This is a genomic window from Aquimarina rhodophyticola (assembly GCF_042434915.1).
Taxonomy (GTDB): domain Bacteria; phylum Bacteroidota; class Bacteroidia; order Flavobacteriales; family Flavobacteriaceae; genus Aquimarina.
Window position 1 is genome coordinate 3,232,565 of record NZ_CP170198.1, and the last position, 16,985, is coordinate 3,249,549.

The following is a 16,985-nucleotide window of genomic DNA, read 5'->3' on the forward strand; positions in this document are numbered from 1 at the left end:
TTTGAATAGAATATAGAAATTTAATAATCTATAAAATAGTTTTGCTGGTACTATGGTATTTGAGAATAAATAGAATAAAATGTTAAGTCAATAATTAACTTTTAGAGTGTCAAATTCCTTTTGTACCTTCATTCAAATTTTAGAATTTTACTTTAATAAAGTATTATGGGTGAAACATTGAAAGTAGCTTTAATTCAATCGGATTTAATTTGGGAAGATGCAGCTGCTAATAGAGCTAATTTTGAACAAAAGTTGAATCAACTTACCCATTTGGTGGACTTAGTTGTGTTACCCGAAATGTTTAGTACTGGTTTTACAATGAACGCGAGAGCTGTTGCAGAGCCTATGGATGGTAAAACGGTACAATGGATGCAAAAAATAGTTAAGTCCAAAAATGTCGCACTTATTGGAAGTTTGGTCATTGAAGAAGACAACAAATTTTATAATCGTGCAATTTTTGTAACTCCAGATGGCGTTATTAAATATTATGACAAACATCAGCTTTTTACAATGGCGGGTGAGCATGAAACCTACACACCCGGTCAAGAAATTGTTGTGATCGAGTATAGAGGCTGGCGCATACGACCTTTAATTTGTTATGATTTGAGATTTCCCGTTTGGGCAAGAAATACAAGCAATGCCGATGTTTTGGTATATATGGCAAATTGGCCAGAAAAACGAATACAAGCTTGGGATACATTACTTAAAGCAAGAGCCATAGAAAACATGGTGTATTGTGTTGGTGTTAATCGCGTAGGCAGGGATGCAAAAGGACATAATTATATAGGTCACTCTGCCGTATATGATATTTTAGGCAACGCGGTTATATCTGATACTCCAGTAGAACAAGAAATTATCCTCTATGCAACACTAACAAAAACATTGATCAAAGAAACGCGAAAAAAGTTACCGTTTTTAAAAGATGCGGATTCGTTTATCATATCTAAAAAATAAATTGTACCGATCAATCTAAAACAAACTTTTGTCTGAGTTCCCAGTTTGCTCTAACATCAATCGTTGTAGGGAAATAAATAATCTTTTCTGGTTGTATACCTTTTAAAAAATTTCCTGTATCCCAGCGTTTATTAGCATTAGTATCCAAAATAACTCGAATATCATAAGCTCCAGGTTTCAAATACTCAAAAGTTATCGTGCGTAATTTTTCGATATATTTTTCAGAAATAAGGTTGTCTTTATCATCTATTAATTGGATAATTAAAGGAAACGAAGTAACATTTTCAAGATCCATAAAAATTTTGCCATAATCGGTGATTTTTTTTGTGCTAAATGAAAACGATAGGCTATCATTTACATTACCCATAAAATCCTTGATCGCATTAGGCAGTACTTTGAGAGTATAGGCCTGATTTTCCTGTTGTTCAAACTCAAAATCTACAGTATTATATAAACTATCTATTTGTGTTGTAAAAGGCACGTTTATAGAATCTTTCAAGAAAACTATAAGAGAATCATTGACTGAAGCCAGAGGGATATTGGCAGATAGCTGAAAATTTTTAAGGGGTGATATTACAGCGGTAGTTATAGGTGTAATTGTTAAAGAGTCCTTGTATTGATCTTTGAAACGAGTTGTTAAGGTATCTTGGTATGAATTTGAAGCTTTTGCAATAAACTGTAAAGAATCAGCTTCAAAATAAGGTCGAAACCAGTAATGTAGGGTGTCAGTCTTTCTATCCCGAATAGTTACGTGCTTAAAATTCTCTGGTGTAGTACTTATAATATCTAAACGAGTACTATCTACTTCTCCTTCATAAGCAAAAATCAAAGAATTTTTTGAACTCTGCTTTGGTTTCAAAAATTTAAACTGGGGAACTTCTTTAAATAAAGTTAAAGAAATTACCTTCGCAGTATCACGTGGTATCTCGATGGTATCATGATAAAAACCAATTTTATCTTGTTTTGGTTGATAGGTGTAATTGGTTGCTGCATCTTTTAAAGCAATAAGTCGATACTTACCTGCCTTTAAATTTTCCATAACAAACCCAGTACTATCTAAAGTACTTGAGACATATCGAGGAACCTGCTTATAAATAATAGAGTCCGTGTAATTCTCATCCATAGGATATAATGCAATGGTAGTAAATGGATCGGGTTGTCTTGCTATTGCATCAGTAATAGATCCTTTAATTTTTAGAGAATCCAAAAAATCTCCTGTGCTAAAAACATATTTAAAGAAAGGTAAAGGATTACTTTCGTTATTATCAACAATGCTTTCGCCAAAGCTAATACTATAAGTTGTGTTTTGTAAAAGCGTATCTAGAAATTTAATTTTCACATATTTATTAGCACCCCCCAGCGGTGTAATGGTTGGTTTGGGATCCATTGGAGGTGAGATAACGATTTGTTGTTGAGGATCTTTGAGTTTTATATATTCGTCAAAGTAAATACGTATTTCTTTTTTGTCAAAATTAGTAGAAAAATTAGGAGGAGTCGCTCGGATAAACTCGGGAGCAGTAGTATCTTTTTCACCGCCAGTAATTGTGCCTTTTTTGGCGCACCCTAAACAAATTAAGGCAACACTAAATGTGAGTAGTAGAAATCCATTTTTCATGAATACTATGACGATTTTATTGTTGAGTTACAAAGAAACAACTAATTACTATAAACAAAAAACTATTCTGTTATTGCCATAGTTGCTATACTTAGTTTTATCCCCTCAATATTTTTTAGTTCATCGATACAAGCTTGTAAGGTAGCACCAGTAGTAATTATGTCATCTACCAAAAGAATATGTTTTCCAGTCAAGCGTGTTTCGTTTTGAATGCTGAACGATGCTGTAGAATTTTGCCAACGCATTATTCTTTTCTGTTTGGATTGTTTTACAGTATAACTTTTTTTAATAAGAACTGCGTCTTCGTAGGTAATATGAAGCGATTGCGCGATTTTTTTTCCGAATTCTTCTACTTGATTGTAGCCTCGTTCTTTAAGTCTTTTTTTATGAAGTGGAACCGGGATTACAACATCAAGATCATTAAATTGCTCAGTGCTCAACATCTTTGAGGCTAACCAAGCACCTAGGATTGCACCTATTTTTTTTTGACCCCGATACTTCAAATTATGAATGAGATTTTGAACTAATCCCTCTTTTTCAAAAATTAGAAGTGAAATAAAATTTTCAATTTTCACGCTATCATAAAATACTTTTTCAATATTTTTAGCGTTAATTAGATGAAAATTACCCTGAGGTAGATGGTATCTACATGAGGTGCATAATACGTCCTCATTACGATCCAAGTAATTATCACAGGCAGCACAATGTTTAGGATAGAACAGATACGCGAGATCTCGTAACATATTAATTAGAAATACTATTTAACATTAATAATACTATTTAACTATTATATTTACCTTAAAAGTAACCATCAAAAATTAAAAATTAACTATGACTACTCAAAACAATAACTTAACCCTTAAGATTTTAATAGGTGTATTAGCCGCCTTACTATTAATTTTGGCAATTTTCACTTATAAATTTTATAATGAAGAAAAACAAAACAAAGCGATCTTACAACAAGAAAAAGATTTAATTGAAAGCGAATTAGGAGAATTAATTACAAAGTATGATAATGCAATTGCTCTTAACGAAGTGATGGATGATCATTTATTAAAAGCAAAAGAGCGTATTGTAGTACTATTGGATAGTGTTAAAGATAACGATGCAAATCTAGCGCTTATATCAAGATATAGAAGAGAAGTTGGTAAATTGAAACAAGAAAGAGAACGTTTGTTTAAACTAGCAGATAGTTTAACAACGGCTAATTCAGAACTTACAATTGACTTAGATAGTACTTCAACAGCTTTGAATCAAAGAATTATATTTTCAGATTCACTACAAACACAAAATTCAAAATTGGCCGAAATTGTAGAGCGAGGTTCTGCATTAACTGCATCAGGAATAAAAGCAGAAGGTGTTCGTGTACGTAATAGTGGTAAGATTTCTTCTACCTCACGTGCAAGTAGAGCAGATAAAATTAGAGTATGCTTTACCTTGTCTCCTAATAAATTAACCGAAAAAGGAGATAAAGAATTATACGTGCAAGTTATTAACCCTAAAAACAATTTGATCGGGGATAAAATCTCAATCAATTTCGACGATGCCGTGCTAACATACAGTGGACGTAATAAAGTGTTTTATGAAAACGATGCACTCGATGTATGTGTACTGGTTAATGCTATCGAAGGAGAATTAATGGGAGGTAATTATGTAGTAAACGTATTCTCGGGACCAAAAATGATTTCAAACACGAAGTTTGAATTAAAATAAATTAAGAATAACTAATAAAAAGCCATCACGATTTAACAAAATTGTGATGGCTTTTTTATGTAAATCATATTAATGATACAACTTGTTTATTAAATAGCATAATTCGTTTCTATTTTATACAAATTGAACTAATTTTGTCCTATGGCAAATCAAGAAGATAAATTCAAAAAAGTAATAGCCCATGCCAAAGAGTATGGGTATATTTTTGGTTCTAGTGAGATATATGACGGTTTAAGCGCTGTCTATGATTATGGACAAAATGGTGTTGAACTAAAGAAAAATATTAGAGAATATTGGTGGAAGAGTATGGTCTTTATGCATCAAAATATAGTAGGACTAGACGCCTCTATATTTATGCATCCAACTACTTGGAAGGCTTCTGGACATGTTGATGCCTTTACAGATCCTCTAATCGATAATAAAGATTCAAAAAAGAGATATCGAGCCGATGTTTTAATCGAAGATTACGCTGAAAAATTGAATATAAAAGCGCAAAAAGAGATAACAAAAGCTAAGAAACGATTTGGTGAATCTTTTGACGAAGCACAGTTTATAGCAACTAATCCTAGAGTTATAAAGTATTTGTCAGAACGGGATAAAGTGCTCAAACGAATGGGAGCCTCCTTAGAAAAAGAAGATTTGGCTGATGTAAAAGCGCTAATTGATGAGCTAGGCATTGCAGATCCTGAAACAGGTTCAAAAAACTGGACAGATGTACGTCAGTTTAACTTAATGTTTGGCACTAAATTGGGAGCTTCTGCCGATACAGCAACCGATTTATACCTGAGACCCGAAACTGCTCAGGGGATTTTTGTTAACTATTTAAATGTACAAAAATCTGGACGAATGAAAATTCCTTTTGGAATTGCACAGACTGGAAAAGCATTTAGAAATGAAATTGTAGCACGTCAATTTATTTTTAGGATGCGAGAATTTGAACAAATGGAAATGCAGTTCTTCGTAAGACCAGGAGAAGAAATGAAATGGTACGAGTATTGGAAGGAGACACGACTTAGCTGGCATCTATCCTTAGGTTTAGGTGAAGATAATTATCGATTTCACGATCATGATAAGTTGGCTCATTATGCAAATGCCGCAGCAGATATTGAATTCAATTTTCCTTTTGGGTTTAAAGAGTTAGAAGGAATCCATTCTCGTACAGATTTTGATTTGAAAGCACACGAAGAGTTTTCTGGTAAAAAACTTCAATATTTTGATCCAGAACTCAAAGAAAGCTATGTGCCTTATGTGGTAGAAACATCGGTAGGATTGGACAGAATGTTTTTGGCTGTCTTTTCAACTGCTTTGCAAGAGGAAACTTTAGAGGATGGTTCAACAAGAATCGTGCTCAAACTTCCTGCTGTTGTTGCTCCAGTAAAAGCGGCTATTCTGCCTTTGGTCAAAAAAGATGGTCTACCAGAAATTGCCCAGCAGATTATCGATGATCTCAAATGGAAATTTAATGTGGTGTATGATGAAAAAGATGCCATAGGCCGCAGATATCGTAGACAAGACGCCAACGGTACCCCCTTTTGTATTACTGTAGATCATGATACAATAAACGACCAAACAGTTACTGTTCGAGATCGAGATACTATGGAACAAAAAAGAGTTGCTATCAAAGATTTAAGAGCCTTACTATCAGGCAAAGTGGCTATGGAAAACTGGCTCAAATAAAGTACATTAATTAGTTAATTTTGTAAAGGCTGCGTGATACGGAGCCTTTATTTTTTGAAATTAATTTTGTTAGAACAGACTGTTTTATGTGGTATAATAATAAGGGTACGGATATTATATGCACATACTTTCTGTATAATTTAAACTTTAGTTGTATTTTTAAAATCAAAAATTAAAGAGAGATCCTCATTTTTAACAATTTACCTATGAAGCTAAAAAACATTGTAGTAATTATTTTATTGTTGTTGAATTGTGTGGTTTTTGCGCAAAAGACACAAACAAGTGCTGCAACGTTAATTATGGAAGCTGCTTATATGAAAGAGATTTCACCTTTAATTGGTAAAGAGCTCATTCCGCAAAAACCAAAGGTTGGTCCGATCAATCCAAGACGAACAAACGTAAATAAAATCGTTCCTGGTAAAGGTTACCCACGAGGTCAGGATAAATTACTAGCCAAGCAAAAAAGTCAAAGGACGTTAAGGGCAGGAAAAGCGCCTTCTCAAACCTTTACAGTGGCTACTGCAAACCAATCTCCTTCGGACCCAACAGGTGCGGTGGGCCCTAATCACTATGTTAGTGCTAAGAATTATTCTTTTGCAATCCACGATAAAACAGGTAATGTACTATTACCCTCAACATCTCTAGAAAATTTGTTTCCGGGAGAATCCCTAGGAGATCCAATCGTTTTTTATGATTCCTTTGCAGATCGTTTTGTTATTACTCAATTTAGTGACACGCCAAATGGTTTTCTCGTTGCAGTATCTAGAGGTTCTGATCCTGTAAACAGTGGGTGGTTTACATATCGATTTATAACCGATAGTTTTCCAGATTATACAAAATTTTCGGTTTGGTCTGATGGATATTATGTCACCGCAAACAAAGATCAAGGAGCACAGCAAACGAGTGAAGTAGTGTTCGTTATAGAAAGGGATAAAATGCTTGTGGGAGATCCTAGTGCTAGAATGATTGGTTTTCCTTTACCAGGAGCTAACATTGCTGGATTTTATAGTCCAGCAGCTTTTAATGCTATAGGAAAAACTTTACCTCCAAGAGGCGAAGCCAAAATAATATACTATCAAGATGATGAATGGTTAGATGTTCCAGAAGATGCGTTGAAGTTATGGACTATTAATACAAACTGGATTCGCCCAGATCTATCTACAATTACTGAAGCAGAGGTTCTTAATGTTAGTTCTGGACAAATCACACCTTTTGATTCTACCTTTGATGGAGGGTCTTCATTTAGTAATATACCACAACCAGGTACCAATGGTAATGATATCGATGCGCTACAGGGAGCTGTGATGTATGCTACAAATTATCGAAAATTTTGTGACCATAACTCTGTGACGTTAAATTTTGTTGTTGACATTGATAATCGGCAAGATCTCGATAATATTGCGGGAATCCGTTGGTATGAACTTCGTCAAGATGAAGATGGACAACCTTGGTATGTGTATCAAGAAGGGACGTATGCTTCTCCCGATGGTAAGAGTGCCTGGTGTGCTAGTATGGCCATGGATATGTATGGTAACATAGGTATGGGATACACCACGATGGGTACTGTAGCTAATGGTGCTACGGCCGATAGTTTTGTTTCTTTGCGATATACAGGCAGATTAGATGGCGATGTATTAGGGAGTATGACAATAGCAGAACAGGATATTGTTATAGGCACTGGTATTCAACGTAACGGAGGAGACCGTTATGGGGACTATGCGCAGTTAACAGTGGATCCTGTAGACGATCAAACATTTTACCATATTGGAGAATATTTTGAGGCGACTGGAGATAACGCAAGGGATTTTGTAGGGGTTTTTAAAATAGCAAACTCAGTAACCAACGACATTGGGGTTGTATCAATTGCCGAACCGTTAACAAAAGCTACATTTAGTGCTACCGAAACTATTTCTATTAAAATTCAAAATTTTGGAACAAATGCTCAAAGCAACTTTCCCGTAAGCTACACAATCGATAATGGTCCCGCCATAAACGAAATTTTTACTGGAACTCTCAATCCGGGAGAAATAGTCGACTTTACTTTTGCTACCACTGCAAATTTAAGCTTAGATAAAGTGTACACAATAAATGCAGAGACTAATCTTGCAAGTGATATACAAGATGATAATGATTGTGCTTTAAAAAGTGTAGAATATATCTATGCAAATGATTTGGGTGTAGTACAATTAATCTCGCCCGTAGATGGAGGTGGATTAAAAGCCGAGGAATTCATAACTATTTCTATTTTCAATTTTGGTTCTGTTGCCCAGTCCAATTTCTCTATTTTTTATTCTTTTAATGGGGGTGATAGAGTTACCGAGGTTTTTACAGAAACAATAGCTCCTAGAGCTTTCGAGAATTATACATTCAATATTCCAGTTAATATGTCCGAATTTGGGACTTATACTTTTCAAATAGGAACTTCACTAAGCACTGATGAGGATACAACAAATGATAGTGTAGATAGAACTGTCGAACATCAATTGTGTAAACCAGAATCCAATTGTCAGCAATTTGGAGATGGCATTGTAGCGTTAGAATTAGCTAATATTTCTAACCCTACTATTACTTGTGAAAATGGTTATAAGGATTTTACAGATCTTGTTATTAAGATGGATCGTTCAAAAGAAAAATATATTCTTACTTTGAGAGCCGGTTTTGCCTCTGAAGATCAAGAACGTTTTTCTTTATGGATAGATTACAATGATAATAATATTTATGAGGATGTAGAGTTAATTTTTGATAACGAAGTGTTGGCAGAGCAAAATCAAGATTTATTCTTTAATTTTCCGCTTAGCCAAACTAGCACTTTAGGTAGGCATTTGATGCGAATACGTGCGGGTGACGTTAGAACGAATAATGGAGCTCCTTTAAACAACCCATGTGATGCTATGCAGTTTGGAACTACGCATGACTACACAGTAGAGATAGGAGAAAGTAATAGTACGAGTGATGAGATTTTAGTGTTTCAAAGAGAAAAAAATAAATTCGTAGTGAGTGTAGGAAATCCAGATAATGTACTAAAAGATAATATTATCGTTTTTTCAATTACGGGTCAGGTTATTCTATTTGATGAGATGGAGCTTGATGCTAATAATAATTTTATTTATGACTTAGACCTATCTTTTAGAAGTACAGGAATGTATTTTATACGAATAGGAAATAAAAAGAAAGGCAAAGCTGCAAAAATTATTGTTTTTTAATGGTTCGGCTCTTAAGTGATTGAATAAGTACTGGTCGTCCTTGATTACACCTATTTTTCATTTTCAAATTACTGAAGGTAACCCACACATTGGTCGGTATTTTGGATTTTGTAAAATCCTTTAAATTTATAGGGTCCAAAGTATCCTTAAGTCCAGCAACTACCAAAATATATGGGCACAAAGAATTTTTACTTGGTAAAAGAGTACCTTTTTTGCTTTTTTGAGTAGTGGAACTCACAAATTGTTTGCTCTCTTCAGCAATTGTATAGTTATCAAATACTGTTCTGTTTTTTGCAAAACACGCTAAAAGAATAGTAGATAGTGTGATATAGATAAAGGGTTTAACTAAGAGCTTCATAAAGATGATTTTAGTAAAGATCTGTAAATTTTATAGCTTCACCAATAGAGGTTGTATTTTTATGGATAAATCTGAAAGAGTTTACATTCCTTTGTACTTTGCCAAGGACACAATTGTTTTTGTGCTAAAAGCTTTGTTATTTTGTCACTATAATGTTGTAACACTAGAAATATAATTTTCTTTAGATTACTATTAGAAATAGTGAAAGATAAAGATTTATAGATAGCATAAAAATGGTGTTTGAAATTTTTTCGACTACTGAAATTACAAAAACTAAGAATGAAGATTATATCATATAATGTAAATGGCATTAGAGCCGCTATTAATAAAGGTTTTATAGAATGGTTAATACAGGCAGATCCAGATGTAATCTGTCTCCAAGAGATCAAAGCTCTAGAGGAGCAATTAGATCTAGATCTATTTAAAAGTGCGGGGTATCCTTATTTATATTGGCATAGTGCACAAAAAAAAGGATATAGTGGAGTTGCAATCTTATCTAAAACAAAACCTAACAATGTAACTTTTGGGACAGGAATCGAATATATGGATTTTGAAGGTCGAGTTTTACGAGCCGATTTTGATGAGGTATCAGTAATAAGTTTGTACTTGCCAAGTGGTACGAATGTAGATCGATTAGCACATAAATTTATGTTTATGGATGATTTTCAGGAATACATTAATTCACTTAAACAAGAACATCCAAATTTAGTAATCTGTGGGGATTACAATATATGTCATAAAGCAATTGATATACACGATCCTGTACGTAATAAAAATGTTTCGGGATTTCTTCCAGTAGAACGTGATTGGATTGATACATTTATCTCAAACGGTTTTATAGATTCTTTCAGATACTTTAATCAAGAACCAGATCAATATTCTTGGTGGAGTTATAGAGCCAATGCTCGTAACAATAATAAGGGTTGGAGACTGGACTACGGGATGGTGTCTCAACCGTTAGAAAATAATTTAAAACGAGCTGTTATTTTATCCGATGCAAAGCACAGTGATCATTGTCCGATACTTGTAGAATTAGATTTTACTTAAAATATATAAATAACCCCAATCGTAAATTAGTATTTCAATTATGATAAATAAGATCATATTATTAGCATGTATGGCGGTCTTTACCAGTTCATGTGTTTCATCCAAGGTACATAAAGAATTAGAAAGTAAATATGCTAGATTAAAAAGAGATCATCGTAAAACCAAAGACGAATTAAATTCTTTGCAACGTGAGTTTGATGCTAATCAAATAGCAGCAGATCAACTTAACGGTGCCTATGAAAAATCTAGAGAAGAAAGGGATCAACTTCAAAAAAAATACGAAAGTACTCTAGCTAATTATAATGCTTTAAAGGACTCTTATGATGCTTTAGAAAAAAATAGCTCAGAGGTTATGGCTGCTAATAGTAAGCGTAATCGTGAACTATTAGCACAGTTAGAACAAAAAGAACAGGCTTTATCAACAGAGCGTTCACGCCTCGAAAAATTACAACGAGATTTACAACAACGATCGCAACGGGTAGATGAGCTTGAGAATCTAATTATGGCTCAAGATGCCAAAATGCAGGCTTTAAAAAATGCAATTTCCAAGGCAATGCGCAATTTTGAAGGAAAAGGATTAACCGTAGAAGAACGTAATGGTAAAGTGTATATTTCAATGGAAAATAAACTTCTTTTTGCTTCTGGTAGTTGGTCTATAGGAACTCAAGGGAGGCAAGCTGTTAACCAGTTGGGTAAAGTACTTAGCGAGAATCCTGACATTGCAGTGCTTATAGAAGGTCATACAGATAACGACCCGTATTTGGGAACGGGAACGATTAAAGACAATTGGGACTTGTCTACTAAGAGAGCAACGGCAATTGTAACTTTGCTTTTGGAAAATAAGGCAATAGATCCCAAAAACCTTACTGCAGCGGGGAGAGGAGAATTTGCACCAATTGCAGATAATAATGCGGCTGAAGGAAAATCGAAAAACAGAAGAATTGAAGTTATTCTTACACCAAAACTAGATGAAATTAGCCAGTTGCTGAATAAAATTTAGACAATCGTATTGAAATATAAAATGCCACTAAAATAACTTTAGTGGCATTTTGTTATTATTAGAAGTAAAATTTAAAGACTATTTAAAATACTCTGTACTTCTTTACTGTTGTCTTCTTTTAGACTTGATTTAACTCTATTTAAAACTTTTTGAAATTTTTCAATAACTTTTTCAGTATCCATTTTAGTTAGAGAGATTTGTCTTCCTGTAGATGTTAGTAAAAAGTAATCATAAAACTCAACAGGTACAGATTTATCTTTCTTCTTTTGAATAGAAGTAGTCCCTGTAGTTTTGACAATAGAGATAACATTTCCATGCGCAATTACCTTATCAGTTTCTTTTCCAACTTCGGTAGCAAGTGAATAAACGTCATCAAAAACGCTGTTAAGTACGCTCCAATCTTCTTGAGCTTGAGAAGTTAATGCGGTGCCTAGCACCATTACAAGTAGAAATAATTTTTTCATAATGTTTGGGTATATTAAAGTATTTATCAAAACTACGTATTTGATATCACGTAATCTAAAACGAAATTAAAAAAACTTTATTGCAAAAAAAATATTTGTAATAAAGGGTATAAATTAGCTAATTAATTATTTAAATTCCAAAAAGTATACCAAAAAAATATTTTTTGATTTAATTTTTACTGTTTTATAGACAAACGCCGATATTTTTACGAAATAAGTTCTATCTGTAGCTTCGCAAATTTTTATCTTTGGGTTATATAAATGAGATAAAGTTTATAATGAAATACACAACACTCCCCGATACAAACATAAAAATTAGTAAGATTTGCTTAGGTTCTATGACATGGGGACAACAAAATACAGAGTCTGAGGGGCATGAACAATTAAATTATGCTGTAGATAAAGGAGTGAATTTTATTGATACCGCAGAGTTATACTCGGTACCTGCATCAAGCGAAACTCAAGGAAGTACAGAGCGTATTATTGGTTCATGGCTAAAAAAAAGAAATAAGAGGGATGATGTCGTGATAGCTTCAAAAATAGTTGGTCCACGTGATTTTGTGCAACATATTAGAACTGGCGGATTTACAAAAGAAGAGTTTACTGATGCTATCAACAAAAGTTTGAAAAGATTAGAAACTGATTATATCGATTTATATCAATTGCACTGGCCAGACAGAAATACAAACTTCTTTGGAGTTTTGGGTTATGAACACGATGAAAATGAACGATGGAGTGATAACTTTAATGAAATACTACACCATTTAGACAGGTTTAAAAATGAAGGAAAAATACGATCAATAGGTGTATCCAATGAAACTCCATTTGGAGTGATGCGGTATGTCGAGGAAGCACGAGTTGGAAAACCAAAAATAAGTACAGTTCAAAACCCCTATAGTTTATTAAATCGTAAGGATGAAATAGGTTTGTCTGAAATTTTGCTTAGAGAAAATGTAGGTTATCTTCCATACTCTCCGTTGGGTTTTGGTCAATTAACTGGTAAATATTTAGAAGAGATGCCTAAAAATGCCAGAGTAACTTTGTTTCCTCAATTCTCAAGGTATCATAACGAAAGATCTTTTGAGGCTACGCGAGCTTATAATGATATAGCAAAGGCAAACGGATTAAGTTTAACTCAGATGGCTTTAGCTTTTGTACAAAGTCGCTCTTTTGTTACCAGTACCATCATTGGGGCAACTACGATAATTCAATTAAAGGAAAATATAGAAAGTGCAGCTATTACTTTATCTGAGGAGGTTATTGAAGCAATTCAGAAAGTCCATAGTAATAATCCGAATCCTGCGCCTTAGCAAAATTATCCAAAAAGATGTGCAGCTATGTCTTCAATTTTTGCCACAAGCTGTATGTTGATTTGTGTGTTTTTAAGGGATATTTTGTTGTATTTAGACACAAAAATAGTGGAGAAGCCCAGTTTTTCTGCTTCTTGGATTCGTTGTTCAACCCGTGTTACCGGACGTATTTCTCCCGCCAACCCTATTTCTGCAGCAAAACAGTAATCACTAGGGATTGATACATCTTCGTTCGAGGATAAAATGGAGGTAACCACGGCCAAATCAATGGCAGGGTCATCGATCGAAATACCCCCGGTGATATTCAAAAATACATCTTTAGCACCAAGTCTAAAGCCCGCTCGTTTCTCTAATACTGCAAGAACCATATTGAGGCGTTTAAGATTGTATCCTGTAGCACTTCGCTGTGGCGTTCCGTACACGGCTGTACTCACTAATGCCTGTACCTCGATCATAAAAGGACGCATTCCTTCGATTGAAGCTGCAATAGCAGTCCCGCTAAGCTCTTCATCCTTTTTTGAAATAAGTATTTCACTTGGATTGCTAACCTCTCTAAGGCCACTACCTTGCATTTCATAAATTCCAAGTTCTGCGGTAGAGCCAAAACGATTTTTCAAAGCACGCAAAATGCGATATACATAATTACGATCACCTTCGAACTGCAGAACGGTATCCACCATATGTTCCAAGATTTTAGGTCCAGCGATGGTACCATCTTTTGTTATATGACCGATCAATAATACTGGCGTGGCTGTTTCTTTAGCAAATTTTATAAGTTCGGCAGTACATTCTCGTATTTGAGAAATACTACCAGGACTACTTTCGATATAGTCACTATGCAGCGTTTGAATCGAATCGATAATGACAATATCTGGTTCGATAGCTTCAATTTGTTTGAATATATTCTGAGTTTTTGTCTCTGTTAGAATTAAGCAATTATCGGTTTTTGAGGTGATACGTTCTGCACGCATTTTAATTTGCTTTTGGCTTTCTTCGCCAGAAACATACAACGTTTTATAGGGCAGTTTTAAACTGATCTGAAGTAATAAAGTACTTTTACCAATACCGGGTTCACCACCTAGTAAGGTTAAGGACCCTGGAACTAACCCACCACCTAATACGCGATTTAATTCAGCATCATCTGTATTAAAGCGCATTTCTTTACTACCATCAATTTCAGAAACACGTAAAGGTTTTGATGTTCTTGAGATTTTTGAGTCAGTAGTTTTCCAATCTTTTTTATCTTCTTTTTGAACGATCTCTTCTACGATAGTATTCCACTCTTTACAGGCAGAGCATTGGCCTTGCCATTTTGAATACTGTGTGCCGCAATTTTGGCAAAAAAAGGTAGTTTTGACTTTACTCATAAGATATGTTTCTGAAGTATCAAAAATAAGCTAATCTAAATAAGATTAGAAAAACTATAGAATAAAAAAGAGACTCCTAAAAAAAGAGTCTCTTGCATTATTTAATTTTTTTAAACTAAACCTACCAACCAAAATCTTCTTTGATTTTATTTACTTTATCTAGCATATAATCTTTGGTTAAAAAGGCTACCTCATTAAGCGAAAAGCCATTTTCGAACGCTCGCATTGCTTTTTTAGGTTCTCCCATTTGTTCATAATGCATTCCTAAAAAATAATATCCTAACATCGTTTCAGGGTGTTCTTTGATGGCAAGTTTACCTAGCGGCTCGAGTTCACTCCAATTTTCATTTTTTTCTAAAGCTGTAGAAACTGCAATTAAATCGTTAATACGAATTTGTCTTTTAATACCATATAGTTTTTCGGTTGTTTGATATAAATCAACCAACCATTCATAAGGAGAAGATTCTAGTGGTAAAATAACCTCTTTATACGTTTTTTTACTAATCGGTCTAAACATTTCAAAAATACGTTCTAGTGCTCTTGGAATTGCTCTCCCTACTAGAGTGTAATGAGAGGATTCGTTAAAATTATCGAAAGTATAGTACACTTCGGGATTTTCAATTTTACTAAGATTTTCGTCTAATGCCGTCAAATCTTTTTTAATATTCTCTGCATCATTTGTTGCTGTTGCCAGATAATACCAAATTTCTTTTGAGGCCGAGGATAAAACATTTGTAATTCGCTCACCCATAGGAGGAGCAAGTTCTGGGCTTAGATTAATATAGGCCTGAAAAATAGGATTGTCCTTAAGAAGAAAGTAATTTATAAAATTTGAAGTGTAATCATGACCTACAATTATTTTTAAAGGAGCAGTACGATAGGTTTGATTAAGGTACGGCAATAGCTCTTGTCCAATAAATTCATAAAACTGAGCGCCTTTATTGGTAGGGAAAGAATCAGCTTCATCATAGCGGCAATCTTCTATTCTGGTTTTATTTTGAATAATTCCTACCACAATAGATTCTGGCATATCCTCCCAGTACGAGAAATAGTCAACATTACCAGCCATGGGTTCAAAAAGATAATGCCCATCTAATACGATGATTAGTGGATAAATCTTCTTCTCATTTTTATCATAATTTCTAGGTAATTGAATTTTAATATCCCTATTTTGATCAAGTTTAATTGAACGAAAGGTTTCATAAATAACCTGACTATGAGCTGTTGTTACGAGAAAGGGAAGTAACAGTAAAAGTAAAATCTTTTTCATAGGTAAATTGCGTAAGGGTTAAGTTAGGAGCAATATATAAATTATTTTGCTCTGTTTAAAACAGGCAATAATATAAACGATAAACTTCCCAAAAATAGTATTAATAATGTTTGAGATCCCCAAATAATCCATCCAAGTGCCTCACCAGTAGCTTGCGGAATGTCAAAAAGAAGCAAAATGGCTCCTATGGTTATTGGGTATAAGCCTATACCGCCATTGGTAACTGTCATGGCAAAAGAGCCAGCTACAAAGGTTGTTAGAATAGCATCAAAAGATAAATTTTCTGTTCCTGTAATTGCATATTTAGTTACAAATATCATTAAGATGTAGAGTGTCCATATTAGTAGGGTATGTAATAAGAAAAGCCATTTTTTTTTGATATGAAGCGTGCTCTTGATGCCTTCAAAAAGTCCTTCTGCAAACATTTTAATTTTTTTAAGAAACGTGTAATTTGCTTTTTTTAGCATCTTTAAGGTGAAAATCCCAACAATCAATAGTGCTATTAGCAGCGCTATAGAGGTAAAAGGATTGATATTTTTGTCTTTAAAAAAAGTATATAACAAATCAAATTGTAACATGAAAGCAAACCCTGTTATGATAAGTAACATGATAAAATCAATCAAACGTTCTGATACAATAGTTCCAAAACTTTTTTCAAAAGGAATTTTTTCATAATTAGCCAAGGTAGCTCCTCGTAATATCTCACCAGATCTAGGTACTCCCAAATTAGCTAGGTACCCTACCATAACTGCAAAAAATCTGTTGTACAATGTAGTAGGATACCCTATGGTATCTAGCATAAATTGCCAACGATATGCTCTGGATATATGGGAGAGTATTCCTAAAAATACTGATAAAACAATCCACTCTATTTTGGCATTCACGATTGCTATCCATAAGGTTTGTCGATCTTGTGGAGTTGCAGAATACAGCGAGTACCAAATTAAAAAAACTCCCAATGCTAATGGGAGTATAATCTTTAAGTTTTTTTTTAGTTTGGGGTTCAA

The 16,985-nt window shown here is 34.0% G+C and carries 14 protein-coding genes; 7 read left to right on the plus strand and 7 right to left on the minus strand.

Annotation, left to right across the window (positions count from 1 at the left end):
* The first annotated feature begins 165 nt into the window (after positions 1 to 165).
* Positions 166 to 954, plus strand: coding sequence for an amidohydrolase (locus ACE939_RS13970; RefSeq protein WP_378186213.1), 789 nt, complete (start codon positions 166 to 168; stop codon positions 952 to 954).
* Positions 955 to 964: 10 nt separating this feature from the next.
* Here the strand turns inward: ACE939_RS13970 and ACE939_RS13975 are convergent, their stop codons facing one another.
* Together ACE939_RS13975 and ACE939_RS13980 are read right to left on the minus strand one after the other, a co-directional pair.
* On the minus strand, positions 965 to 2,569 hold the full coding sequence (locus ACE939_RS13975) for an Ig-like domain-containing protein (protein WP_378186214.1): 1,605 nt from the start codon (positions 2,567 to 2,569) through the stop codon (positions 965 to 967).
* A gap of 62 nt (positions 2,570 to 2,631) precedes the next feature.
* Positions 2,632 to 3,312: a ComF family protein gene (locus ACE939_RS13980; protein ID WP_378186215.1), complete on the minus strand. Its 681-nt coding sequence runs from the start codon at positions 3,310 to 3,312 to the stop codon at positions 2,632 to 2,634.
* 88 nt (positions 3,313 to 3,400) lie between these two features.
* Between ACE939_RS13980 and ACE939_RS13985 the strand changes: the two genes are divergently transcribed.
* The 3 genes from ACE939_RS13985 (at position 3,401) to ACE939_RS13995 (ending at position 9,162) form a co-directional block, all read left to right on the plus strand.
* The gene (locus ACE939_RS13985; protein ID WP_378186216.1) at positions 3,401 to 4,282 is read left to right on the plus strand and encodes a hypothetical protein; all 882 of its coding nucleotides are present in this window, start codon (positions 3,401 to 3,403) and stop codon (positions 4,280 to 4,282) included.
* A 141-nt stretch (positions 4,283 to 4,423) separates the two neighbouring features.
* On the plus strand, positions 4,424 to 5,959 hold the full coding sequence (locus tag ACE939_RS13990) for a glycine--tRNA ligase (RefSeq protein ID WP_378186217.1): 1,536 nt from the start codon (positions 4,424 to 4,426) through the stop codon (positions 5,957 to 5,959).
* Positions 5,960 to 6,165: 206 nt separating this feature from the next.
* The gene (locus ACE939_RS13995; protein WP_378186218.1) at positions 6,166 to 9,162 is read left to right on the plus strand and encodes a GEVED domain-containing protein; all 2,997 of its coding nucleotides are present in this window, start codon (positions 6,166 to 6,168) and stop codon (positions 9,160 to 9,162) included.
* Here the strand turns inward: ACE939_RS13995 and ACE939_RS14000 are convergent.
* A complete protein-coding gene (locus ACE939_RS14000) occupies positions 9,149 to 9,520 on the minus strand; it encodes a hypothetical protein (protein ID WP_378186219.1) in 372 nt (123 codons plus the stop codon). The genes ACE939_RS13995 and ACE939_RS14000 overlap by 14 nt on opposite strands.
* Before the next feature lie 279 nt (positions 9,521 to 9,799).
* On the opposite strand from ACE939_RS14000, the gene ACE939_RS14005 reads away from it, so the two are divergent.
* Both ACE939_RS14005 and ACE939_RS14010 read left to right on the plus strand, forming a co-directional pair.
* Entirely contained in the window at positions 9,800 to 10,567 is a 768-nt protein-coding gene (locus ACE939_RS14005) for an exodeoxyribonuclease III (protein ID WP_378186220.1), read from the plus strand.
* Between the two features lie 40 nt (positions 10,568 to 10,607).
* Positions 10,608 to 11,567, plus strand: a complete 960-nt coding sequence (locus tag ACE939_RS14010; RefSeq protein ID WP_378186221.1) for an OmpA family protein — start codon at positions 10,608 to 10,610, stop codon at positions 11,565 to 11,567.
* A gap of 71 nt (positions 11,568 to 11,638) precedes the next feature.
* Here the strand turns inward: ACE939_RS14010 and ACE939_RS14015 are convergent, their stop codons facing one another.
* Positions 11,639 to 12,031, minus strand: coding sequence for a hypothetical protein (locus ACE939_RS14015; protein WP_378186222.1), 393 nt, complete (start codon positions 12,029 to 12,031; stop codon positions 11,639 to 11,641).
* Positions 12,032 to 12,309: 278 nt separating this feature from the next.
* Here ACE939_RS14015 and ACE939_RS14020 point away from each other — a divergent pair, with 278 nt between their 5' ends.
* A complete protein-coding gene (locus tag ACE939_RS14020) occupies positions 12,310 to 13,341 on the plus strand; it encodes an aldo/keto reductase (protein WP_378186223.1) in 1,032 nt (343 codons plus the stop codon).
* A gap of 5 nt (positions 13,342 to 13,346) precedes the next feature.
* On the opposite strand, the gene radA is transcribed toward ACE939_RS14020, so the two are convergent.
* The 3 genes from radA to ACE939_RS14035 form a co-directional block, all read right to left on the minus strand.
* The gene (gene radA, locus ACE939_RS14025; protein WP_378186224.1) at positions 13,347 to 14,708 is read right to left on the minus strand and encodes a DNA repair protein RadA; all 1,362 of its coding nucleotides are present in this window, start codon (positions 14,706 to 14,708) and stop codon (positions 13,347 to 13,349) included.
* Between the two features lie 121 nt (positions 14,709 to 14,829).
* Positions 14,830 to 15,978 carry an alpha/beta hydrolase gene (locus ACE939_RS14030; RefSeq protein WP_378186225.1) on the minus strand — a complete coding sequence of 383 codons (1,149 nt, stop codon included), beginning with the start codon at positions 15,976 to 15,978 and terminating at the stop codon, positions 14,830 to 14,832.
* 41 nt (positions 15,979 to 16,019) lie between these two features.
* Positions 16,020 to 16,985, minus strand: a complete 966-nt coding sequence (locus ACE939_RS14035; protein WP_378186226.1) for a YbhN family protein — start codon at positions 16,983 to 16,985, stop codon at positions 16,020 to 16,022.